This window comes from Nocardia sp. bgisy134 (genome assembly GCF_057708325.1).
The window spans coordinates 118,950-139,936 of record NZ_JBYIRW010000022.1; the positions used below are offsets into that span (position 1 = coordinate 118,950).

The 20,987-nt window shown below is 70.0% G+C and carries 19 protein-coding genes and 1 pseudogene; 7 read left to right on the forward strand and 13 right to left on the reverse strand.

Translation table 11 applies throughout. The features are described from left to right. The first annotated feature begins 82 nt into the window (after window positions 1-82). Complete coding sequence (locus AC3ERS_RS31115; RefSeq protein ID WP_431971691.1) at window positions 83-1,378, forward strand: ArsB/NhaD family transporter; 1,296 nt, start codon at window positions 83-85, stop codon at window positions 1,376-1,378. An 83-nt stretch (window positions 1,379-1,461) separates the two neighbouring features. Here AC3ERS_RS31115 and AC3ERS_RS31120 read toward each other — a convergent pair whose 3' ends face one another. Next, window positions 1,462-1,989 (reverse strand): EF-hand domain-containing protein, encoded by a 528-nt coding sequence (locus tag AC3ERS_RS31120; RefSeq protein WP_431971692.1) that lies wholly within the window; start codon window positions 1,987-1,989, stop codon window positions 1,462-1,464. Window positions 1,990-2,288: 299 nt separating this feature from the next. On the opposite strand from AC3ERS_RS31120, the gene AC3ERS_RS31125 reads away from it, so the two are divergent. Next, complete coding sequence (locus tag AC3ERS_RS31125) at window positions 2,289-3,791, forward strand: hypothetical protein (protein WP_431971693.1); 1,503 nt, start codon at window positions 2,289-2,291, stop codon at window positions 3,789-3,791. A 49-nt stretch (window positions 3,792-3,840) separates the two neighbouring features. Here AC3ERS_RS31125 and AC3ERS_RS31130 read toward each other — a convergent pair whose 3' ends face one another. The 7 genes from AC3ERS_RS31130 to AC3ERS_RS31160 all read right to left on the reverse strand — a co-directional run bounded on the left by AC3ERS_RS31130 (window position 3,841) and on the right by AC3ERS_RS31160 (window position 9,178). Continuing rightward, window positions 3,841-4,716: an inositol monophosphatase family protein gene (locus AC3ERS_RS31130; RefSeq protein ID WP_431971694.1), complete on the reverse strand. Its 876-nt coding sequence runs from the start codon at window positions 4,714-4,716 to the stop codon at window positions 3,841-3,843. Next, complete coding sequence (locus tag AC3ERS_RS31135; RefSeq protein WP_431971695.1) at window positions 4,695-5,381, reverse strand: hypothetical protein; 687 nt, start codon at window positions 5,379-5,381, stop codon at window positions 4,695-4,697. The genes AC3ERS_RS31130 and AC3ERS_RS31135 overlap by 22 nt, the downstream gene beginning before the upstream one ends. Beyond that, a complete protein-coding gene (locus tag AC3ERS_RS31140) occupies window positions 5,381-6,271 on the reverse strand; it encodes a hypothetical protein (protein WP_431971696.1) in 891 nt (296 codons plus the stop codon). The genes AC3ERS_RS31135 and AC3ERS_RS31140 overlap by 1 nt, the downstream gene beginning before the upstream one ends. 312 nt (window positions 6,272-6,583) lie before the next feature. After that, window positions 6,584-6,847 (reverse strand): YciI family protein, encoded by a 264-nt coding sequence (locus tag AC3ERS_RS31145; RefSeq protein ID WP_431971697.1) that lies wholly within the window; start codon window positions 6,845-6,847, stop codon window positions 6,584-6,586. Next, a complete protein-coding gene (nusB, locus tag AC3ERS_RS31150; protein WP_431971698.1) occupies window positions 6,844-7,353 on the reverse strand; it encodes a transcription antitermination factor NusB in 510 nt (169 codons plus the stop codon). Before nusB ends, AC3ERS_RS31145 begins: the two co-directional genes overlap by 4 nt. A 99-nt stretch (window positions 7,354-7,452) precedes the next feature. Next, the gene (gene efp / locus AC3ERS_RS31155; protein ID WP_431971699.1) at window positions 7,453-8,016 is read right to left on the reverse strand and encodes an elongation factor P; all 564 of its coding nucleotides are present in this window, start codon (window positions 8,014-8,016) and stop codon (window positions 7,453-7,455) included. A gap of 34 nt (window positions 8,017-8,050) precedes the next feature. Further along, window positions 8,051-9,178, reverse strand: a complete 1,128-nt coding sequence (locus tag AC3ERS_RS31160; protein WP_431971700.1) for a M24 family metallopeptidase — start codon at window positions 9,176-9,178, stop codon at window positions 8,051-8,053. A gap of 298 nt (window positions 9,179-9,476) precedes the next feature. Here AC3ERS_RS31160 and AC3ERS_RS31165 point away from each other — a divergent pair, with 298 nt between their 5' ends. The 4 genes and pseudogenes from AC3ERS_RS31165 to aroB all read left to right on the forward strand — a co-directional run bounded on the left by AC3ERS_RS31165 (window position 9,477) and on the right by aroB (window position 13,905). Then, the gene (locus tag AC3ERS_RS31165; protein WP_431971701.1) at window positions 9,477-9,929 is read left to right on the forward strand and encodes a prepilin peptidase; all 453 of its coding nucleotides are present in this window, start codon (window positions 9,477-9,479) and stop codon (window positions 9,927-9,929) included. Between the two features lie 360 nt (window positions 9,930-10,289). After that, window positions 10,290-11,507: a chorismate synthase gene (aroC, locus tag AC3ERS_RS31170; protein WP_431971702.1), complete on the forward strand. Its 1,218-nt coding sequence runs from the start codon at window positions 10,290-10,292 to the stop codon at window positions 11,505-11,507. Next, window positions 11,504-12,022: pseudogene (locus AC3ERS_RS31175) on the forward strand (shikimate kinase); the annotation flags it as partial. The gene aroC and the pseudogene AC3ERS_RS31175, both read left to right, overlap by 4 nt. 761 nt (window positions 12,023-12,783) lie before the next feature. After that, window positions 12,784-13,905 carry a 3-dehydroquinate synthase gene (aroB, locus tag AC3ERS_RS31180; RefSeq protein WP_431971703.1) on the forward strand — a complete coding sequence of 374 codons (1,122 nt, stop codon included), beginning with the start codon at window positions 12,784-12,786 and terminating at the stop codon, window positions 13,903-13,905. 72 nt (window positions 13,906-13,977) lie between these two features. On the opposite strand, the gene AC3ERS_RS31185 is transcribed toward aroB, so the two are convergent. From AC3ERS_RS31185 to alaS, 5 genes are all read right to left on the reverse strand, one after another. After that, window positions 13,978-14,451 carry a B-4DMT family transporter gene (locus AC3ERS_RS31185; RefSeq protein WP_431971704.1) on the reverse strand — a complete coding sequence of 158 codons (474 nt, stop codon included), beginning with the start codon at window positions 14,449-14,451 and terminating at the stop codon, window positions 13,978-13,980. A 66-nt stretch (window positions 14,452-14,517) separates the two neighbouring features. After that, complete coding sequence (locus AC3ERS_RS31190) at window positions 14,518-15,327, reverse strand: shikimate dehydrogenase (protein WP_431971723.1); 810 nt, start codon at window positions 15,325-15,327, stop codon at window positions 14,518-14,520. A gap of 13 nt (window positions 15,328-15,340) precedes the next feature. Next, a complete protein-coding gene (locus AC3ERS_RS31195; protein WP_431971705.1) occupies window positions 15,341-16,876 on the reverse strand; it encodes an endolytic transglycosylase MltG in 1,536 nt (511 codons plus the stop codon). Continuing rightward, window positions 16,873-17,445: a Holliday junction resolvase RuvX gene (gene ruvX, locus AC3ERS_RS31200; protein ID WP_431971706.1), complete on the reverse strand. Its 573-nt coding sequence runs from the start codon at window positions 17,443-17,445 to the stop codon at window positions 16,873-16,875. Before ruvX ends, AC3ERS_RS31195 begins: the two co-directional genes overlap by 4 nt. Then, a complete protein-coding gene (gene alaS, locus AC3ERS_RS31205; protein WP_431971707.1) occupies window positions 17,445-20,111 on the reverse strand; it encodes an alanine--tRNA ligase in 2,667 nt (888 codons plus the stop codon). Before alaS ends, ruvX begins: the two co-directional genes overlap by 1 nt. 126 nt (window positions 20,112-20,237) lie before the next feature. Here alaS and AC3ERS_RS31210 point away from each other — a divergent pair, with 126 nt between their 5' ends. Beyond that, window positions 20,238-20,957, forward strand: coding sequence for a helix-turn-helix transcriptional regulator (locus AC3ERS_RS31210; RefSeq protein WP_431971708.1), 720 nt, complete (start codon window positions 20,238-20,240; stop codon window positions 20,955-20,957). The last annotated feature ends 30 nt before the right edge of the window (window positions 20,958-20,987 follow it).

The window sequence follows — 20,987 nt, forward strand, 5'->3', positions numbered from 1 at the left end:
TGTATCACGTCGTGAGCGGCGGGGCCTCGGTCGGGGCGGAGCACGGCGCGGATGCGGGTGCCGCGGCGCGCCGGATGCCATGATGAGTTACGTGCCCGATCACGTCGACTCCGCGCCGTGCCCTACGTCGTCGCCCGATGTGGCGGCGGCGGACCGCCCGCGCAAGGGGCTCGGCGTCCGATCCGCGCTTCGAAGCCTCAGCGTCCTGGATTGGGTGCGGCTCGGTCTGCTGGCGGCGGGGCTGCTGTGCGTGCTCACCGGCCTGCTGCCGGGCGACGAGGCGGCCGAGAACATGCGCCGCATCGGTCCGCTGCTCCTCTTCCTCGGCAGCGTCATCGTGCTGGCCGAATTGACGAGGCAGGCGAAGGTTTTCGATGTCATCGCGCACCGCGTGGCGATCCTCGGGGGTGGGAACTACGCGGCGCTGTTCGCGTTGTGCGTGCTGTTCGCCTCGGCGACGACCATCCTGCTCAATCTGGACACCACCGCGGTGCTGCTGACACCGGTCGTGCTGGCGCTGGCCGGGCCTGCCCGCATCCCGCCGCTGCCGCTGGCGATGACCACGTTGTGGCTGGCCAACACCGCGAGCCTGCTGCTTCCGGTGTCGAACCTGACCAATCTGCTGGCCGCCGACCGGGTGGCGCTGCACGCCACCGAGTTCGCGGCGAGAATGTGGGCGCCGCAGCTCGTTTCGATCGCCGCCACCATGCTGTGCCTGTGGATCTGGTTCTGGCGGCGCGACCGCCGCGGCAGCGACCGCTACATTCCGCCGGAACCGGTCCGCCCGCGCGACGCGAAGGAACGCACGCTGCTGTACGCGACGGCGGGGGCGTGCCTGCTGTTCATCGTCGCCATACCGATCCTCGGCGAGAGCATCGAGATCGCGGCGGTGCTCGCCGCGGCGATCGCGGTCGTCGCCTTCGCGCTGTTCGACCGGTCGGCGCTGCGCTTCTCGCTGATTCCGTGGCGGCTGCTGGTCTTCGTGGTGGGACTCTTCCTGGTGGTGCCGACGCTGAGCCGCCTCGGCCTCTCCGACGTGATGCACACGCTGATCGGCGACGACGTGGGCGCTGCAGGCGCCTTCCGCGCCGCGGCCGCGGGCGCGGCGCTGTCCAATGTCGCGAACAATCTGCCCGCCTACACCGCGGGCGAGGCGGTGGTGCCGCCGGAGAACGGCGATCAACTGCTCGCCCTGCTGATCGGCACCAACGTCGGCCCGGTCGTCACGCCGTGGGCGTCGCTGGCGACGCTGCTCTGCCTCGAGTTCTGCCGCACGCACGGCGTGCGCGTCCCGATGAAGCGATTCGTCCTGACCGGGCTAGGACTCGCGCTGCTCGCCACTACGAGCGCGATCGCCGCGCTGCTCGTCACCGGTTGAGCGGCAGCACACAGCAGTCGGACCAAGTGCTCCCAGCGCATGGTGCGCCGCTCGAAGCACTTGGTCCGAGACGAGACAGACGATCAGACGCCCAGCAGCGGAGCGTCGAGCTTACCCTCGGCGTACGCCCTTACCGCAGCGCACAATTCGTCGATCGAGAGGTACCCGTCGCCGTCCACGTCGATCTGGTGGAAGGCGTCCATGGCATCCGCGTCGCCACCGATCGCCTGCAACCACCTGGCGAACTCCGGCGGGCTGATCTGCCCGTCGCCGTCGGCGTCGCAGAGCTGAACCATCGCCATGATGTGGGGTCGTACCGTAGCGGCCCATTCCGCGGCGCCGCCGCCGATGATCCCCGCCCCGATACTTTCGAACTGTTCGCGCGACATCGATTCGGTCGAGCCGGCCTTTTTCGAGAGGTAGTTCCAGAGGTCGTTGTATCCATTCATGACGGCGCGGCCTCGGGGTGAGTTTTCGGATTCCCCGAACGCCGCGAGGATCCGGCGTCCCTCGGATTCGAAGTCTTCACGCTCGAGTCGGCCGTTGCCGTCGCGGTCCCAAAGGTCGAACCTGGCCGAAAGTCGTTCCTGAACGGGTTGTGCTGTCGTCATGTCACCACTCCCATATGTCAGGTGTCGCGAGTCGCTTGTGCGGTCGCTGACGAAGATCGATTGAACCCTCGGGGTGTTGCTTGGTCAAGGGAAAGACCATGGATGCGCCGGGCGCGGCCGACCCGGCTCGTGACGGCGAGTTATCCCGAAAGTGCCTGCTCAGGTGCATACACTGGCGCCGGCATTGCCCAGCTGGTCCGCCGGCATCGTTGTCCGGCAACGCGGCGACGACAAGCTCGTTTCACGCGCCGAGCGCCCAGGAGAGCCGAAGCGAAATCCCCTACCGAAGGGACTGGCCCATGCAAGAGGTAATGGCCCTGCGTGACAGCCGGCAGGCCAGGATCCGGAAGCACGAGTTCTTCGAGTGGCTGCACAGCGATTCCGTGGCGATCGAGGACCGGCTGAAATTTGCGCCGATGGCGGCATTTTTCGTGATGCAATTCCGGGATATGAACCGGTGGGTGTTGCGCTTCCCGACGGTGCGCGACGAATTCGAATGGGTCATCAATCTCGGAACCCAGGAGGACGAGCGGCACTCCCGAATGTTCCTCGAGGACTGGCGCGAACTGAAACTCGACGAGCATCTGCGCTGGACCGCGAGCGACGCACTGTGGTGGCTGTTCCTCTCCCCCGATCAGGAAGTCTTCCGACGCAGTGGGGTCGAGTTCGTGTCTCTCGCGGTCGAAGACGGCGACGATGCGTTGATTCGGTTCGGGCACTCCGAGGCCGGTGAGGCGACCGGACACGTCATGCTCGGCAACACCGCCACGATCGCCGCGATGCTCGCCGACAAAACCGGTCTGAACTACCGCTACTTCGGTCCCTACCACCTCGGCCTGGAGTCCGGGCATGTCGCCAACACCGAAGGCGTGTTCGAAGGAGCCGTGCTCGATCCGGACCGGCGCGGGCAGGCAAAAGACCTCTGCAACCGCATGTTCGACATTTTCGAGCGCATCTTCGACGGATTCCTGTACTACGGCCGCACCTATGTCGACACTCGAACGGTCCCGCGTCGCACTCGGGAGAGGACCCGCGCGCAGGCCGAGTGGACCGCACCGCCGCTGACGATCACCGCGGGCAACCGACGAGAGGCCGAGGTCGCTCGCCTGCTGTCGCAGCGCAAGGCGCAGGTCGCCGCCCATCCCTTCTACAGCTGGCTGCGCGAGGACAACGGCCTGTCGCCTGCGCAGAAACTCAGGCGCTTCATTCCGATGTGGGTGATGGACATCCTAGGCTACCGCGACTTGAACCGATACGCCATGTCGTACGCGGACCCACAGAACGCGGCGCAGGAGGCTGTGAACGCCTGGGCCATGCGGCTATCCGCACACAGTGACCTGTTCCTGTCCGACTGGGACGCACTGGATCTCGATACGCTGCTGGGGCATACCGCCAGTGACACGCTGGAGTTCCTCTTCCTCGACCAGGACATGGACCTGCACCGGGAGAACATGATCGAGTTCGTCAAGCTCGCCCAGCGCTATCGTGACCCGGCGGTTCGCTGGTGGATGATGGCCGCGCTGGAATCGACCGGCGAGCAGTTCTTCCTGCACACCCGGCACCTGGCCGCCACCGTCGAGAAGGAAACGGGACTGCGTCTCGATTACCTCAGCGGCCGACACGATGCGCCGGACGTCGGCGCCAACACCGGCGGTGACGTGGACGGCGTTCCGCCCGCACGGCTTTCCGCCGAGGGACTACGCATCGCCCTCGAGGTGGTGGACCACGTGTTCGATTCGATGGAGGCGCAGCTCTGGCGGTCGCTGGCGGTGGCACGCGCCAACAAATTCGACGTCGCGTGAGCTCGTGGCGGGACTCGGCCGTCAGCTCCGGCTAGGGCCGGGTCCCGGCCTAGCCGCCGAGACCGGTCACGGTGACGTCGGCCGCCGACTTCACCAGAAGCGTCAGGTCGGAGAGCACGTCCGGCCGCGCGGCGAGGAAACTGACCTCCTGGCCGGACGGATCGATCCGGTCGTCGAGCGGCTCGCCGTCGAAGCCCGTGACGGCGATGCCGGATTCCCGCGCGATGAGACTGCCCGCGGGCAGATCGACCACACCGGCGCGATAGCCGACGAAACCGTCGATATCGCCGCGGCTCAACATGATCCAGCACAGCAGCGGCGACCACAGCTGGATGAGCCGCCGTGCACCGGATTCCAGGGTGAGGCGCAGCGCGCGAGCCGTCGGGTCGGTGCGGGCGACCGGATAACCCTGGAGCCAGGCCAAGGTCGGCCCGGCGGTCGGCGGAGGTGTCTGCGGCTGGTGCAGCGGACCCTTCGGGCCGGTGGCGCCGTACCCGCGCCTGGCCGACCAGGTGCACCCCGTGGTCGGCTCGTGCACGACGCCGAACACCGGAACACCGTAGTGACACAGGGCGATTCCGATGGAGTACACCGGCAGGCCGACGGCGATGTTGTTGGTGCCGTCGAGCGGGTCGACCACCCAGCACCACGCCTCGTCCGCGCCGTCCAGCAGGCCGGACTCCTCGGCCAGGATGCGGTGGTCGGGGAACGCGGCGCGCAGCCGGTCCACGATGACGGCCTCCGAGCGCAGATCGAGGACGGTGACCAGGTCGCCGGAGCCGCCTTTGGGGCGCACGTCCAGCGCGCCGCCCAATCCGGCCTGGATCGCGCGCCCCGCCTCGGCGGCCGCGGCGATCGCGACGGCGGCGGCGAGGTCGACGACGGCGGCGTTCGGCGCCGCGTTCACGGTGTTGCCGGGTCGCATCGCTCCTCCAGGTCTTCGGGCAGGGACTGGTCGGTCAATCGATTCAGGACGGCCCGGGCCAGCGCACCGGTCTCCGCCTCCGTGCACGTGACGCGGTGCACCCAGTGATCGTCGCCGCCGAGCGGGCCGAGCGACAGATCGGGTTCCCCGGGCCGGTACTCGCCCAGCACCAGGGTGGCCGCGGCGCCCGGCACATCGGACACGTGAAACACGCCGTGGCGCAACGTGTACACGTCGCCGTCGCGGAAGAACTCCCTGGACCGCACGCGGTAGCCCGCCAGCCGCTGCGTCGCGCGCACCAGATCGCCCTCGGCGCCACTGTGCACCTCGAAGATCCGGTGGGTCGGCCGAGCGTCCGCGGTGATGTCGATGATCTCGTTGATCACCGTGCCGTACAGCACGCTGCTCACCAGGTCCCAGCTGTGCGCGTGCATCGTCGAGGTGGTCGGGTGCGGCCGCGCGTCGGCACTCCAGACGTGCAGGCACACCCCGAGCGTTCCCCCGCGCCAGATGGGAAAACACGCGAACCCCAACGGATGTCGCACCGCGGCCACCGCCGTGCGCCCCGCGAGCAGACCCGCGAGATAGTCGCGCGCCCAGCCGCGCACCGCGGTCCCCGCCCGGTCGGCGGTGATCAGGGAGCGAAGCTCGGCGTAGGCGTCCATCAGTACGGATTCCTCGGCTGCAGCGCCCGGCGCACGACATCGGCCACGTCGCGGTCGGTGTAGGAGGTGGGCAGGCTCAGCCCGAGCGCGTCGAACAGGGCGCGCGCCTGATCGACGGAAGGCTCGTCGGCCAGCGGCAATTCCTCGCTGCGGCTCAGCGGGACCTGACGGGTCTGTTTGAAACTGGCCACCAATTCGCGGCTGAAATCGCGGTAATAGGGCTTGTCACGCTCGAACATGAGCGCGGGGGTGTTCGGGTTGTCCTGGGTGACGATGACGCAGCTCGAGGACAGATCCCAGCGGAAGGTGGTCATCACCGAGGAGAGCCCGACGTCGATGGTCAGGAACGTGAACCGCTGCCGGTACCAGCAGGCGGCCAGCACCGTCGCGAACGCCTCCTTGCGGGTGCGCTCGGTGGTCCACAGCTCGCCGGTGCGGTCGGCCTCCGGCGTGAGCGAGGAGCGGAACTGCGCGTAGGTCTTGCACAATGGCTCGTTGGTCGGGTCGAGGATCTCCAATTGCATACGCAGCGGCCGTTGTTCGCGCCGGGCGTTCTCCACGCAGGCCCGCAATGTGACGGCCCTGATGTAGGTTCCGGTGCCGCCCTTGAAGATCCACTGTTCGGTGTCGCGCCGGGCCAGCGTGTGCGCGTGCCCGATCTCGGGGCCGTAGAGCAACCGCACCGAGGACGCGTCGCGCACCGCCTGCGCCGACAGGTGCCGGTCGCGCAGCAAGGTGGTCGCCAGCAGGCCGAGCACCAGCAGCACAACGGCGTTCACCTGGTCGACGTCGATCAGATCGAGCACCGCGAGAATTCCGACGACCAACGCGAGCAGCAGTGCGACCACGCCGTCGATGTTGTTCCGCAGCCAGCTCAGCAGCCGTGCCATGCACCGCCCTCCCCTGTGGTTTCCCCCAGGATAAGCGCAGGCGCGCCGACGGGGCGAGCGATCGCCGAGACCCGTATCGGCGGATTCGCCAGTCGCACAAGCGCGGTCGCGCACGCGGCGCCCATGACCCGCGCCACACCTTATTGACCTCGAGCGCACTCGAGGTATCAGGATCACAGACGTGCCCGGCGCCGGATCACGGTCGATATCGGCGGCGGGCGCCACCCCCGACCCGGGACTCCGCAGACGTCCCGGTGGGCTCCCGCCGGGCCGAGTACACCCACCGGCGGGAGCCGGATCGGGCGGAGCCGATCAGGCCGAGACGGTGATCTCCCACTCGTACACGGTGAGTTCCGAGGCGCCGGTGGTGTGCACCGGGTCGCCGTCGGCGATCTCGCGGGCCGCCGCGAGGCTGTCGGCGCGGATCACGTAGGCCCCGCCGGTGCCGTCGGTGAAGCGGCCGCTCTCCACGAGTTGCCCGCGTCCCACCAACCCGTCCAGGAACTCCTTGTGCGGTTCGATGACCGCGGGGTCGAAGCGCGGCGTGCGCATGACCATGACCAGGTACTTGTTCACGCCTCGGGCTCCGGGCGCGGGGCACGGGTCGCGGCCGCGGCGGCGCGCACCTGCGGGGCGACCAGCACGACCTGACCGAGCACGCCGTTGACGAACGACGGCGAGTCGTCGGTCGACAGTTCCTTGGCCAGCTCCACCGCCTCGTCGACGGCCACCACCGGCGGAACGTCGTTGGCGTGGAACAACTCCCACACGGCGATGCGCAGAATCGCGCGGTCCACCGCGGGCAACCGGGACAGCGCCCAGTCCTGCAGGTAGGACTCGATGGTGCCGTCCACGCGATCCAGGTCGTCGGCGACGCCCTCGACCAGGGTCCTGGTGTAGGCGTGCACCGGGGCGACGGTCTGGTCCTTCGTGGCCAGGTCGACGCGCTCGTCCAGCAGCTCGGCGGCGTCGATGTCGCGCGCCTCCGCCTCGAACAGCAGGTCGACGGCGCGACGCCGCGCCTTGTGCCGGGCGCCCAGCTTCTTGAACGTGGATTTCTTGTCTGCGGGCTGTTCCGCCACGGTCACATCATCCCCGTCGTTCTGTATCAGGGCGGCACGAGCGCCCGCCACGGTGGTCCCGCCACCGGGCCGCGCACTCCCGCCGCGAGCGACTGGCGATCAGGCGTTGACCCGGCCGAGGTAGCTGCCGTCGCGCGAGTCGATGCGCAGCTTGTCGCCGGTGTTGATGAACAGCGGTACCTGCACCTCGGCGCCGGTCTCCAGGGTGGCGGGCTTGGTGCCGCCGGTGGAGCGGTCGCCCTGCAGGCCGATGTCGGTGTGCTGCACCACGAGCTCGATGGAGACCGGGAGCTCGACGAACAGCGGCGCGCCCTCGTGCATGGCCACCTGGACGGCCATGTTCTCCAGTAGGAAGCGGGCGCCGTCGCCGATGGTGGCCTCGGTGATCGAGATCTGGTCGAAGGTCTCGCCGTCCATGAAGATGTAGTCGGAGCCGTCGTGGTACAGGTAGGTCATGTCGCGACGGTCGACGGTCGCGGTCTCCACCTTGACACCCGCGTTGAAGGTCTTGTCGACGACCTTGCCGGACACGACGTTCTTCAGCTTGGTCCGCACGAAGGCGGGGCCCTTACCCGGCTTGACGTGCTGGAACTCGACGATCTGCTGGAGCTGACCGTCGATCTTCAGCACGAGGCCGTTCTTGAAGTCGCTGGTGTCCGCCACTGTCTTCGGATCTCCTGTTCTCAGGTAACCGGCGTCATTCGACGACGGTCAGGTCTTTGCTGGTGTGGGTGAGCAGCTCCGGGCCCCCTTCGCGCACCACGAGCGTGTCCTCGATTCGGACGCCGCCGCGGCCGGGAAAGTACACACCTGGTTCGACGGTCACCGCCACGCCGGATAGAAGTGTACCGGTTCCGTTTTTCATGATTCCCGGCGCTTCGTGGATGCGCAGGCCGACGCCGTGCCCGAGACCGTGCACGAACAGCTTGCCGTGGCCCGCCGCCTCGATCACCGAGCGCGCCGCCGCGTCCACCTCGCCCGCCTGCGCGCCGGGCCGCAGCGCCTTGCGCCCGGCCCGCTGCGACTCCACCACCAGGGCGTACACCTCGCGCTGCCAATCGGACGGGCGGCCGAGCACGAAGGTGCGGGTCATATCGGAGTGGTAGCCGCCGACCACCGCGCCGAAATCGATCTTCACGAAATCGCCCTCGGCCAGCACGGCATCGGTCGGGCGGTGATGCGGTATCGCGGAATTGGCGCCCGCGGCCACGATGGTCTCGAAGGCGACCGCCTCGGCGCCGTGCTCGTACATGGCCCATTCCAGGTCACGCGCGACCTGGCGCTCCGTGCGCCCCGGGCGCAGTCCGCCGCGCTCCAGCAGCGTGGCCAGTCCGGCGTCGCCCGCGGCGCACGCCGTGCGCAGCTGTTCGACCTCGTACGCGTCCTTGACCATGCGCAACTGCTCGACCAGGCCGGGAGTGGCCACCAGCTCCAGGCCGGTCTTCTGCTCGACGAAACCGCGGTGCTGGTCGACGGTCACCACGTGGCTCTCGAAGCCGATCCGGCCGAGCTGCCACTCCCCCGCCAGCTCCATGATCCGCCGCGCGGTGGCGCGGGCGATCTCGGCGCGCAGATCCGGCGCCTGCTCGGTGACCTGGCTGCGGTAGCGGCCGTCGGTGCCGATCACGGTGCGTTCCTCGGCGTTGCGCATGTCCCAGGAGTGCACGAGCAGCGTGGCGTTGGAGCCGGTGAACCCGGTCAGATACCTGATGTTCACCAGGTCGGTGACCAGCAGCGCATCGACCTCGTTCTCCACAAGCAGACTGCGCAGCGCACCGCGGCGCGCCGCGTAGTCGGGCCCGCGGCCCGCGTGATCAGCTGACATGGATCAAAGCTACCGCCGACACGCGGTGGTGCGGCAGTCCCACACCCGAACCGTCACCTCCGCGGGCCGGACGGAAGACGGGCGCACGGGACGAATCGGGCGCGAACGACGTATCCGTGGACCGGCCGCCGCAGCGCCGGCCAAGCGAATCCAGCGGAGCCACGGCGGCTGTCGAGCCGGGCCCGGCCGCTCGGCTTTCGAGCGAATCCGATCCGATCGATGTTCACATGCCCTGCGGTTATGCACATTTCGCATCGACCGCTGCGAAACGCCCGGCGGATCAACGAGGGTGGATCACATGCCATACACAGCGTTCGCGATGCTCACGGGATGGTGTGCGGTGCTGAGCCTTTTCGATCTTCGGCAACGCAGGCTGCCCAACGCGCTGACCGGATGGGGCGCCCTCGCCGTCTTCGGATACGCCCTGTTCACAACACAATTCACAGCCGCGGCGGCCGGTGCCGCACTCCTCGCCGCGCCCTACCTGGCGGTGCACCTCATCGCGCCCGCTTGCCTCGGCGCGGGCGACGCGAAGCTGGCGGTGGGGCTGGGCGCGGCCGCCGGGATGGGCGGAGCACAGGCGTGGGTGTGGGCGGCGCTCGCAGGGCCGGTGTTCACGGCGGGCGTCGCATCGGTGATCGTGGTTCGCCGGCGGATCGCCTCGGGGGTGCGGGTGCGGCCCGAGACCTTGGCGCACGGCCCGTCCATGTGCCTGGCGACGCTGATCGCCGTGGCGGTGCCCAGCGGGTGAGGCACGGTCGCCGACGGTGCGCAATTCTCGTCGGGTTGCCGGGCCATTCCTGCCGGTGCGGCGATCCGCCCGGTGGCCCGCGGGCACATCCGCCGAAACAGGCGTCGCCCGGGTGGCGCGCAGTGCGGGCCCTTCGAATGGACAGGGCTCCGGACCGCCCGCGCCCGCGGCCCTCGTGCCGGGCCGCTGCTCGCGTCGCGGCGGCTGTGCGGCGGCGAACGGCGAGCGACACCGAGCGGGCGTGCGTCTCGCGGCCCGGCGGCGATACTCGGGAAGAGGACTCGGGCGCGGGTTCGCGCCGATGACGTGCCAGTGATCACGGCGGACCGGATGCGGGTCCGACCGCGCCGACATGGAAGGATGGAGAACGTGCTGCGCTGGATAACTGCCGGAGAATCCCATGGTCCCGCCCTCGTCGCCATCCTCGACGGGATGGTCGCCGGTGTCGAAGTGACGTCCGAGGAGATTTCCGCTCAGCTGGCGCGCCGCAGGCTCGGGTACGGACGCGGCGCCCGGATGAAGTTCGAGGCCGACAAGGTGACGATGATCGGCGGCGTGCGCCACGGGCGCACCATGGGCGGCCCGGTCGCCATCGAGGTGGCCAACTCCGAGTGGCCCAAGTGGACGACCGTCATGTCCGCGGATCCGGTCGATGCTGCCGAACTGGCCGATCTGGCCCGCAACGCTCCGCTGACCCGGCCCCGGCCCGGTCACGCCGACTACTCGGGCATGCTCAAGTACGGCTTCGACGACGCGCGCAACGTGCTCGAGCGCGCGAGCGCCCGGGAGACGGCCGCCCGCGTCGCGGCGGGCACCGTGGCGCGGAACTTCCTGCGCCAGGCCTTCGGCGTCGAGGTGGTCTCGCACGTGGTCTCGATCGGCGGCGCCGCCAACACCACCGGCGTGACGCCGACCGCCGCGGATCTGGACGCCGTCGACGCCAGCCCGGTGCGCGCGTTCGACGCCGAGGCCGAGGCGGCGATGATCGCCGAGATCGAGGCGGCCAAGAAGGACGGCGACACCCTCGGCGGCGTCGTCGAGGTGATCGTGGAGGGTCTTCCCGTCGGCCTCGGCTCGTTCGTGAGCGGCGAGAACCGCCTCGATTCCCGGCTTGCGGCCGCGCTCATGGGCATCCAGGCCATCAAGGGCGTCGAGGTCGGCGACGGTTTCGAGACCGCGCGCAGGCGCGGCAGCCTGGCCCACGACGAGATGCGCCCCGGCCCGGACGGCGTGCTGCGCTCCACCAACCGCGCGGGCGGCCTCGAGGGCGGCATGACCAACGGCGAACCGTTGCGGGTGCGCGCGGCCATGAAGCCGATCTCCACGGTTCCCCGTGCGCTGTCCACCGTCGACATGAGCACCGGCGAGGAGGCCGTGGCCATCCACCAGCGCTCGGATGTGTGCGCCGTGCCCGCCGCGGGCGTGGTGGCCGAGGCGATGGTGGCCCTGGTGGTCGCGCAGGCCGCGCTGGAGAAGTTCGGCGGCGACTCGCTGAACGAGACGGTCGAGAACATCACCAGCTACGTCAAGCGGATCGGCATCCGCCCGCACGTTCCGGCGGACAGTCGGCCGCAATGATCGTGCAGACCGACCCGCGCGCACCGCGCGTGGTGCTGGTCGGACCGCCGGGGGCGGGGAAATCGACGATCGGCCGCAAGCTCGCCAAGGAACTCGGCGTCGACCTGTACGACACCGACGCGGGCATCGAGCGCGAAACCGGTCGCACCATCCCCGAGATCTTCGCCGCCGACGGTGAGCCGGAATTCCGGCGGATCGAGGAACGGGTGGTGCGCCGCGCCATCCTCGCCGAGCGCGGCGTGGTCTCGCTCGGCGGCGGCGCGGTGTTGTCCAAGGACACCAGGGCGCTGCTGCGCAACCGGACGGTGGTGTACCTGGAGATCAGCGTGGCCGAGGGGCTGCGGCGCACCGGCGCGAGCAATCAGCGCCCGCTGCTCAACGGCGACGACCCCGGTGCGAAGTACCGGGAGCTGATGCGCAAGCGCCGCCCGCTGTACCGCGAGGTGGCCACGGTGCGAGTGCGCACCGACGGGCGCAGCCCCGGCCGCGTGGTGCGGATGATCCTGGACAAGCTGGGCATCGAACCCGTCACGCCCAGCGCGGACCCCGAACCGGATGCCGCCACCGCGGCGGATCGCGGCGCCGATCGGACGCCGGAAGGCCAGGGCAGCAGCCGATCCCGAGCCCGCCGCAGGGCCAGGGCTCGCGCGGCCGCCCGGCGCGCGGCGGCCAAGGAAAACGGCGCGGCCGACAAGGAAACCGGGGAGATCACACCGGCGGCGACTGGCGCACGGTCCGATGCTTCGAGCACGACAACCGTCGCCGCCGAGGGCACGGCTTCCGGTGGACGCCGCCGCCCACGCCGCAGGCGGTCCGCTGCCCGCACACCATCGGCCGAACCGGGCCGCACCGTGACCACCGCACCCGCCGCGGAGACCAGGTCGTGGCTCCCCCGGCTCGTCACCTCCGGCGTGCGACCCGACGAAACCGGCGCGACCCCCGGCTCGGGTCGAGCCCGCCGCCCCAGGGCGTGCCGCCCCGCCGGAGCACCGAACCCCGGCGGCGGACCCGGGGCCGCCGTTCCCCTTGCGGGACAAGCTGATTCGACAACTCCGGCGCAGAAGAACGCGGAGCGGGCGACCGGCGACGCCGCCACCGGGCACGACCGGCCCGGCCGCTGCGCCGCGTCCCTCGCCCCCACCGAGCCGAGCGCGCACCCGGCGGCGGCAGAATCAGCATCGAAGACCACTTCCAGCGGCCGCGCCCGGCGCGCCCGCGCTCGCCGCGGCCGCGCGCGAGCACTCGAGCAACCGGCACGAACAGAATCGGAGCAGTAGTGACAGAGCCGAGTCGTATCCAGGTCCGCACCGCCGAGCCGTACCCGGTGATCATCGGTCGCGGCTTGCTCGGCGAGCTCGTCGAGTCGGTCACGGGTGCGACCAAGGGCGTGCGCACGGTCGCGATCTTCCATCAGCCGCCGCTGGCCGAGACCGCCGAGGCCGTGCGCAAGGCGCTGGCCGAGACCGGCCTGGACGCGCACCGCGTCGAGATTCCGGACGCCGAGGCGGGCAAGGACCTCGCCGTCGCCGGGTTCTGCTGGGAGGTGCTGGGCCGCATCGGGTTGACCCGCAACGACGTCGTGGTGAGCCTGGGCGGCGGCGCGGCCACCGACCTGGCCGGTTTCGTCGCGGCCACCTGGATGCGCGGCGTGCAGGTGGTGCACGTGCCGACCACCCTGCTGGCCATGGTCGACGCGGCGGTCGGCGGCAAGACCGGCATCAACACCGAGGCGGGCAAGAATCTGGTCGGCTCCTTCCACGAGCCGTCGGCCGTGCTGGTCGACCTGGCGACGCTGGAGACCGTGCCGCGCAACGAGATCGTCGCGGGCATGGCCGAGATCATCAAGGCCGGTTTCATCGCCGACCCGGTGATCCTCGACCTGGTGGAGCGCGATCCGGAGGCGGCGATCGATCCCACCGGCGACGTGCTGCCCGAACTCGTGCGCCGCGCCATCCAGGTCAAGGCCGACGTGGTCGCCGAAGACCTGAAGGAATCCAGCCTGCGCGAGATCCTCAACTACGGCCACACGCTGGGCCACGCGATCGAGCGCAGGGAGCGCTACCGCTGGCGCCACGGCGCCGCGGTCTCCGTCGGCCTGGTCTTCGCCGCCGAACTCGGCCGCCTTGCCGGGCGCCTCGACGACGCCACCGCCGATCGCCACCGCACCATCCTGGCCAGCGTCGGCCTGCCGACCAGCTACGACGCCGACGCGCTTCCGCAACTGCTGGACGCCATGCAGACCGACAAGAAGACCCGCTCCGGCGTGCTCCGTTTCGTCGTTCTCGACGGACTGGCCAAGCCGGGTCGCCTGGAGGGCCCCGATCCGACCCTGCTCGCCGCGGCCTACTCGGCTGTCGCCCGCGAGGAGAGCCCGAGCGGCGGCGCGATCCTGCTCTAGCGAGCCATAGAACGCGATACAGAAACAGCGCCCCCGCCGATCTCGGCGGGGGCGCTGTTTCGCGTTCCGGGGTCAGGCGCCCGCGGGGGCGGGGTTCTTGGTGAGCGAGGGCGTGGAATTGCCGTCGCGCCGTCCCGCGAGCATCCGGCCGATGCCCACACCGATCAGCCCGGGGATGAAGATCAGCAGGACGATGAACGACGCGCCCGCCGTGAGTTCGAACAGCAGGCCGTTGTCGCCGAGGTCGAAGCGAGGCAGGAAATCCAGCGCCCAGGAGACCGCGCCGCTGCCGAGCCCGCCCGCCACGGCCGCCTTCAGCCACAGGATGGTCAGGTCCGAGCCGCGTTCCGGGTCGGGATGCTTCACGCGGTCCCTGCGGCCGTCCAGCACACCCCAGCCGACGATGACGACCAGCAGCGCGAGCAGGCACAGCATCCGCATCCACGCGCCCTGCGTCGGCCACTGCACCATCGCGAATCCGAGCACGGTGCGCAGCGCCACGACCAGCGCACCGAGCAGGACGGCCCGCACTACCCAAGCATTCATGGGGAACACCTTAACGCGAGGCCCCACGGAACCGAACTAGAACCCGTATCAGAAATTTCGCCGCCGTCAGGCGTCCAGCGCGGCCGCCATGGCGGCGCGCGGCGCCGGGCGCCCGGTGAACTGCTCGACCTGCCCGTAGGCCTGATTCAGCAGCATCTGCAGCCCGCTCACCACCGTGTGCCCCGCCCGTTCGACGGCCGCGGCCAGCGGGGTCGGCCACGGGTTGTAGATCGCGTCCAGCACGACGGGCGCGATCGCGACGGCCTCGGCGATCGCCGCGCCCGCGTCGGCCGGGATCGTGCTGACCACGGCACCCGCGCTCGCGCTCGCGTCGCGTACGGCCTCGCGGTCGAAGCCGATCACCCGCGCCGCCATCCCGAGCTCGTCGGCCAGTTCCAGCGCGCCGCGGGCGCGTCCGGCGTCCCTGGCGATCACGGTGACCGACCGCGCGCCGAGTTCGGAGAGGGCGAGCAGCGCCGGACGGGCCGTGCCGCCCGCACCGAGCACGACCGCCTCCGCGATCTCCGTGACGCCTCCGCCGCGCAGCGCGCCGAGCACGCCGTCCACGTCGGTGCAGTCCGCGCGCCAGCCCTCGGCCGTGCGCACCAGGGTGTTCGCGGAACCGACCAGCACGGCGCGCTCGGTGCGCACGTCGGCGTAGGCGAGCGCCGCCTCCTTGCCGGGCATGGTGACCGAGAGACCGATCCATTCCGGTCCGAGTCCGTCCACCAGCCCGGGCAGCTCTTCGGCCGCGCACTCGATGCGCTCATAGGTCCAGTCCAGGCCCAGCGCACGGTAGGCGGCCAGGTGCAGCTGGGGCGACCGCGAATGCGCGATCGGCTTGCCGAGCACCGCTGCCTTGCGTTGCGCCGTCACGGCGCTGGTCGATTCACCGTCCACTGTCGAGAATTCCGCTCTGCCTTGCCTTTTCGATATTGCGCAGGTGCTCGGAGTAGCTCTCGGTGAACAGCGTGGTGCCCTTCTGGTCGATCGTCACGAAGTACAGCCAGTTGCCGGGTTCCGGATTCTCCATGGCGCGCAACGCGTTCAGCGAGGGCGCGGAGATCGGATTGGCGGGCAGGCCGGACATCGCGTAGGTGTTCCACGGGGTGCGGGTTTCCCGGTCGTCGTCGGTGGTGGCGACTTCGGTGCGGTCCAGCGAATAGTTCACCGTGGAGTCGAACTGCAGCGGCTGTTCGACCTCGAGCCGGTTCACGATCACCCGCGCGACCTTCGGCATGTCCTGCGGCAGCGCCTCGCGCTCCACCAGGGAGGCCGCGATCAGCGTCTCGTAAGGGCTGAGCTCGGTCTCCACGCCGGACTTCAGCAGCCCGGTCGATTCGTAACTCGCCGCGCTCGCGGTGATCAGCTGACGCAGAATCTGCTGCGGCGTGCCGCTGGGGTCGAAATCCAAAGTGCCCGCGGCGATCAGACCTTCGATCTGCCGCTTGCGGTCCGGCGCTTCGCGCACCGACTGCTCGGCCCAGGACGGCACGCCGAGCGCGGCGAGGTCGCCGCTGGAGCCCGCGGCGTCGAGCTGCTCGTAGGTCACGCACTTCTGCTGCGCGCCGGTGCCGATGCAGCTGGCGGCGGCGATCTTGGTGTAGATCCCTTCCTTGCGCGCACCGGTGTTGACGTCGTGCTGGTCGTGCAGCTGACGTCCCTCCGAGATGACCAGGTTGCCGACCCGTGCGTTCTTGCCGAGCAATGCGGAGACCGCCTCGGCGGCGGGGCTCTGGCTGGGGATCTGGTAGTACCCGGGCTGCACCGAGCTCATGTTCGAATTGCGCACCGCCGCTTGGAAAAACGCGCCGGTGCTCGCCACGACGCCCTTGTCGACCATGGTCTGGGCGATCTGCGACGAGGTGTCGCCGGGGTGCACCTGCACCACGACCAGCGGCCCGGCGGGGCCTGCGAAATCCTCCGGCGCGCCGAATTCCCCGGCCAGCTTCTTGACCGCGAAACCCACCGCGCCCACCAGCAGCACCACGAGCACGCCGCCGATCAGCCACATGTTGCGGCGTTTGCGCTTCCGCTCGGCCGCCTTGCGGGAGGCCGCCCGGGAGCGCTTGCGCGAACCGCGCGCCTGCCGCGCCTCCTTTGCCTTGGCGGGCTTGCGAGCCGACGACCGCTGCGCGCGCGGGGGCGGCGCCTGCGGCTCGGGCTCCTCCTCGTAGTCCAGCTCGTCGTCGTAGCCGTCGTCCTCGTACGGCGCGCCGTCGTACTCGAGCTCGTCGTCGTCGGTGTAGCGGGGGATGACGTTGGTGTCGTCGTCGTAGTAGTCGTCCCAGTCGTCCTGCGACCCGGCCGCGCGTCCGCCCGCGTCTCTGCCGCCTCTGTCCCAGGCCCGGTCGTCCCGTCGGTAGCGCCGGTCAGCCTCGCGCTGTCGGTACCTCTCCTCGGCCCGTGCCCACCGATCAGTCATGCATCGTCTCCGGACGACGCGTCCCGCGCCGCTTCCTCGGCCGACTTCAACACCGCACTCCGTTCGTCCAACCATCCTTGCAGGATCGACACGGCCGCCGCCTGATCGATCACCTGCCGCTGGCCACGCGCGCGAACTCCACTGTCCCGCAATGCACGTGCAGCTGACACCGTAGTCAAACGTTCGTCGGAAAGCCTGATCGGCACGGGAGCAATTTCTGATCGCAAACTTTCGGCGAACGCGATGGCCAACCCCGCCGCGGTTCCCTTTTCCCCGCGCAATGTGCGCGGCAAGCCGACAATAACCTCGACGGCTTCGTATTCCCGCACAATTTCGGCAATTCTTGCGATATCGGTTACCGCGCCCGCACCGCGCGCGTTTTTCTTCGCACGCGGAACGGTTTCCACCGGGGTCGCGAGAATGCCGTCCGGGTCGCTGGACGCCACGCCGACGCGGACGCTACCGACGTCGATGCCGATGCGTCTGCCACGGCCGGGGTCGGTGGCCGGATCGGGCCGGTCCGCTGCGTGCGGCCGGCCCGTCGAACGCGAACTCTCCGAGTCGCGCATCACCCGGCGATTTCGGCCACCCGGGCACGGACCGCGGCCACACCCGCCGCGATTCCGGAGGGATCGGACCCGGCGCCCTGCGCCATCTCCGGCTTGCCGCCGCCGCGACCGGCGATGCTCGGGCCGAAGCTGCCGACGAGGTCGCCCGCCTTGATGCCGAGCTCCTGCGCGCCCTTGTTCACGGTCACCACGAACGGCACCTTGCCGTCGACGTTGCCGAGCAGCACCACCACCGCGGGCTCGCTGCCGAAGCGGCCGCGGATATCGGTGGCCAGGGTGCGCAGATCGCCCGCGGCGACGCCCTCCGGCGCGGCCGCGGCGACCAGCAGCACGCCGCCGACGCGCTCGGCGTCGTCCACGAACTTCCCAGCCGAGGAGAGCACCGCGGCGACCTTGGTGCGCTCGAGCTCCTTCTCGGCCACCTTGAGCCGCTCCACCAACTGCTCCACGCGCCCGGGCACCTCGTCCGAGGGCACCTTCAGCGAGGCGGCGACACCGGCGAGCAGCGCGCGCTCCTTGGCCAGGTACCTGTAGGAGTCGAGGCCGACGAACGCCTCGACGCGCCGCACGCCCGAACCGATCGACGACTCGCCGAGCAGCGTGATCGGGCCGATCTGCGAGGAGTGCTGCACGTGCGTACCGCCGCACAGCTCCATCGAGAACGGGCCGCCGATCTCGACCACGCGGACCTCGTCGCCGTAGTTCTCGCCGAACAGCGCGAGCGCGCCCATCTGCTTGGCCTTGGGCAGGTCGGTGACGAACGTGTTGACCGGGAAGTCGGCGCCCACCGCGTCGTTGGACACCGCTTCGATGTCGGCCTTCTGCTGCTCGGTCAGCTGGCCCTGCCAGTTGAAGTCGAAGCGCAGGTAGCCGGGCTTGTTCAGCGAACCGGCCTGCACCGCGTTCGGGCCGAGCACCTGCCGCAGCGCGGCGTGCACCATGTGGGTGCCGGAGTGACCCTGCGTCGCGCCGCTGCGCCAGGCCGGATCGGCCTGGGCGAGGACGACGTCGCCCTCGGTGATCTGGCCCTGTTCGACCGTGGTCTTGTGTACCCACAGCTTCTTGGCGATCTTCTGCACGTCGTTGACGCGCAGCTTCAGGCCTGCGGCGGTGATGCTGCCGCGGTCGGCGATCTGGCCGCCGGACTCCGCGTACAGCGGACTGCGATCCAGGATGACCTCGACGTCCTGGCCCACGGTGGCGGTCGGCACCCGGACGCCGTCCGCGATCAGGGCGAGCACGTGCGCCTCGGAGGTCAGCTCGTCGAAGCCGGTGAACTCGGTGGCGCCGCGGTCGACCAGTTCCTTGTAGATGCTCAGGTCGGCGTGCGCGTGCTTGCGGGCGGCGGCGTCCTCCTTGGCCCGCTGGCGCTGCTCGGCCATGAGCGTGCGGAAGCCTTCTTCGTCGACCGAGAGCCCGGCCTCGGCGGCCATCTCCAGGGTGAGGTCGATCGGGAAGCCGTAGGTGTCGTGCAGGGTGAAGGCGTCCGATCCGGCGATCTTGGTGCCGCCCTTGGACTTCACCGCGGCGGCGGTGTTGTCGAACAGCGTCGAGCCGGTGTTGAGCGTCTTGAGGAACGCCGTCTCCTCGCCGACCGCCACGGTCTCGATGCGGCCGAAGTCGGTGGCCAGCTCCGGGTAGGACGGCGACATGAGGTCGCTGACCACCTTCATGAACTCGGCCATCACCGGCTTCTCGGCGCCGAGCAGGCGGGCCGAGCGCACGATGCGGCGCAGCAGCCTGCGCAGCACGTAGCCGCGGCCGTCGTTGCCGGGGTTGACGCCGTCGGAGATGAGCATCGCGGCGGTGCGGGCGTGATCGGCGATCACCCGGAAGCGCACGTCGTCGGCGTGCTCGACACCGTAGGAGCGACCGGTCAGCTCCTCGGCCTTGTCGATGATCGGGCGCAGCAGGTCGGTCTCGTAGACGTTCTCCACGCCCTGCAACAGCATGGCGACGCGCTCGACGCCCATGCCGGTGTCGATGTTCTTCTTGGGCAGCGAGCCGACCGGCGGGTGGCCGAGCTTCGGGCTCAGCTCACCGCGGATGTCCTGCATGAAGACGAGGTTCCAGATCTCGAGGTAGCGGTCCTCGTCGGCGACCGGGCCGCCTTCCTTGCCGTAGGCGGGGCCGCGGTCGTAGTAGATCTCCGAGCACGGACCGCCGGGGCCGGGCACGCCCATGTCCCAGTAGTTGTCCTTGCCGTCGCGGAACTGGATCCGCTCCTTCGGGATGCCCGCGACCCGCTCCCAGATCTCGGCGGCCTCAGGATCGTCCTCGTAGGCGGTGACCCAGATGCGCTCGGTGTCGAAGCCGAAGCCGCCCTCTTCCTGCGACTTGCTGATCAGCTCCCAGGCGAGGGTGATAGCCCCCTCCTTGAAGTAGTCGCCGAAGGAGAAGTTGCCCGCCATCTGGAAGAAGGTGTTGTGCCGGGTGGTGACGCCGACCTCTTCGATGTCGCCGGTGCGCACGCACTTCTGGACGCTGGTCGCCCGCGGGTAGGGCGGCGCCTCCTGGCCCAGGAAGTACGGCTTGAACTGGACCATGCCTGCGTTGACGAACAGCAGGTTGGGGTCGGCCAGGATCAGCGAGGCACTCGGCACCTCGGTGTGTCCGGCACGGACGAAATGGTCCAGGAAACGCCGTCTAATCTCGTGGGTCTGCACAAATATCCAGCCTACCGGTCGCTGTCCACGCGTTTTGCGCCGAGTCCGCACCCCGCGCGGCCGTCGGCGACAATCGGGCGCACCCGCCACATCCGGCGAATCCGCGCCGACAAACCAGGACGTCCCGTGACGAAAACCGAGCGACTGTACGCGCTCGCCGAAGAGTTGCGCGCGTACGCACCGCGCCCCCGCACCGCCCGCCAACTCGCGGCCCGGTTCGAAGTATCCACCCGCACGATCGAGCGTGACCTCGCGGCTCTCATGCAGGCGGGCCTGCCGATCGTCACGGTGCCCGGCCGTGCCGGAGGATACGCGCTCGACCGGCATCGCACCCTCGCGCCCGTGAGCCTCACCCCGGCGGAGGCGACCGCCCTCGCGGTGGCCCTTCCGCGCCTGGCCGGAACACCGTTCGCCGAGGCGGCGGGCTCAGCGGTGCGCAAGATCGCGGCGGTCCTGCCGGAGAGTGATCGGGCACGAGCCACCGCGCTGGTCGAACGCATCCGGCTGTTGCCCGCGGATTCGGTGTCGGCCGTCCCCCCGGCGATCCTCGAAGCGGTGGTCCGCGGACGCGTGCTGCGCTTGGACTACACCGACCGCGACGGAGCGGTCACCGTACGCGAGGTCGAACCGCTGGCCTTCCTCGCGGCCGAGCACTGGTTCCTGTACGCGTGGTGTCGGCTGCGCGGGGGCTTGCGCGGCTTCCGGCTGGACCGAGTCCGCGCGGCGAGCGTGCTGGACGAGCCCGTCGCGGCCCGCGATATCGACCTGTCGGTGATCCCCACGGGCGACGGCAAACTCATCGATGTGACCGCGATCACCGACACACCGTTGTCGCGCGAGGGCTGAATCGTGGACGGCGCCGGTCGCGGCAGCCCG

Coding starts and splice junctions, on each gene's coding strand:
- AC3ERS_RS31115 (WP_431971691.1), top strand. CDS start 83: ATGAGTTACGTGCCCGATCACGTCGACTCCGCGCCGTGCCCTACGTCG.
- AC3ERS_RS31120 (WP_431971692.1), bottom strand. CDS start 1,989: ATGACGACAGCACAACCCGTTCAGGAACGACTTTCGGCCAGGTTCGAC.
- AC3ERS_RS31125 (WP_431971693.1), top strand. CDS start 2,289: ATGCAAGAGGTAATGGCCCTGCGTGACAGCCGGCAGGCCAGGATCCGG.
- AC3ERS_RS31130 (WP_431971694.1), bottom strand. CDS start 4,716: ATGCGACCCGGCAACACCGTGAACGCGGCGCCGAACGCCGCCGTCGTC.
- AC3ERS_RS31135 (WP_431971695.1), bottom strand. CDS start 5,381: ATGGACGCCTACGCCGAGCTTCGCTCCCTGATCACCGCCGACCGGGCG.
- AC3ERS_RS31140 (WP_431971696.1), bottom strand. CDS start 6,271: ATGGCACGGCTGCTGAGCTGGCTGCGGAACAACATCGACGGCGTGGTC.
- AC3ERS_RS31160 (WP_431971700.1), bottom strand. CDS start 9,178: ATGTCAGCTGATCACGCGGGCCGCGGGCCCGACTACGCGGCGCGCCGC.
- AC3ERS_RS31165 (WP_431971701.1), top strand. CDS start 9,477: ATGCCATACACAGCGTTCGCGATGCTCACGGGATGGTGTGCGGTGCTG.
- aroC (WP_431971702.1), top strand. CDS start 10,290: ATGGAGAACGTGCTGCGCTGGATAACTGCCGGAGAATCCCATGGTCCC.
- AC3ERS_RS31185 (WP_431971704.1), bottom strand. CDS start 14,451: ATGAATGCTTGGGTAGTGCGGGCCGTCCTGCTCGGTGCGCTGGTCGTG.
- AC3ERS_RS31195 (WP_431971705.1), bottom strand. CDS start 16,876: ATGACTGATCGGTGGGCACGGGCCGAGGAGAGGTACCGACAGCGCGAG.
- ruvX (WP_431971706.1), bottom strand. CDS start 17,445: ATGCGCGACTCGGAGAGTTCGCGTTCGACGGGCCGGCCGCACGCAGCG.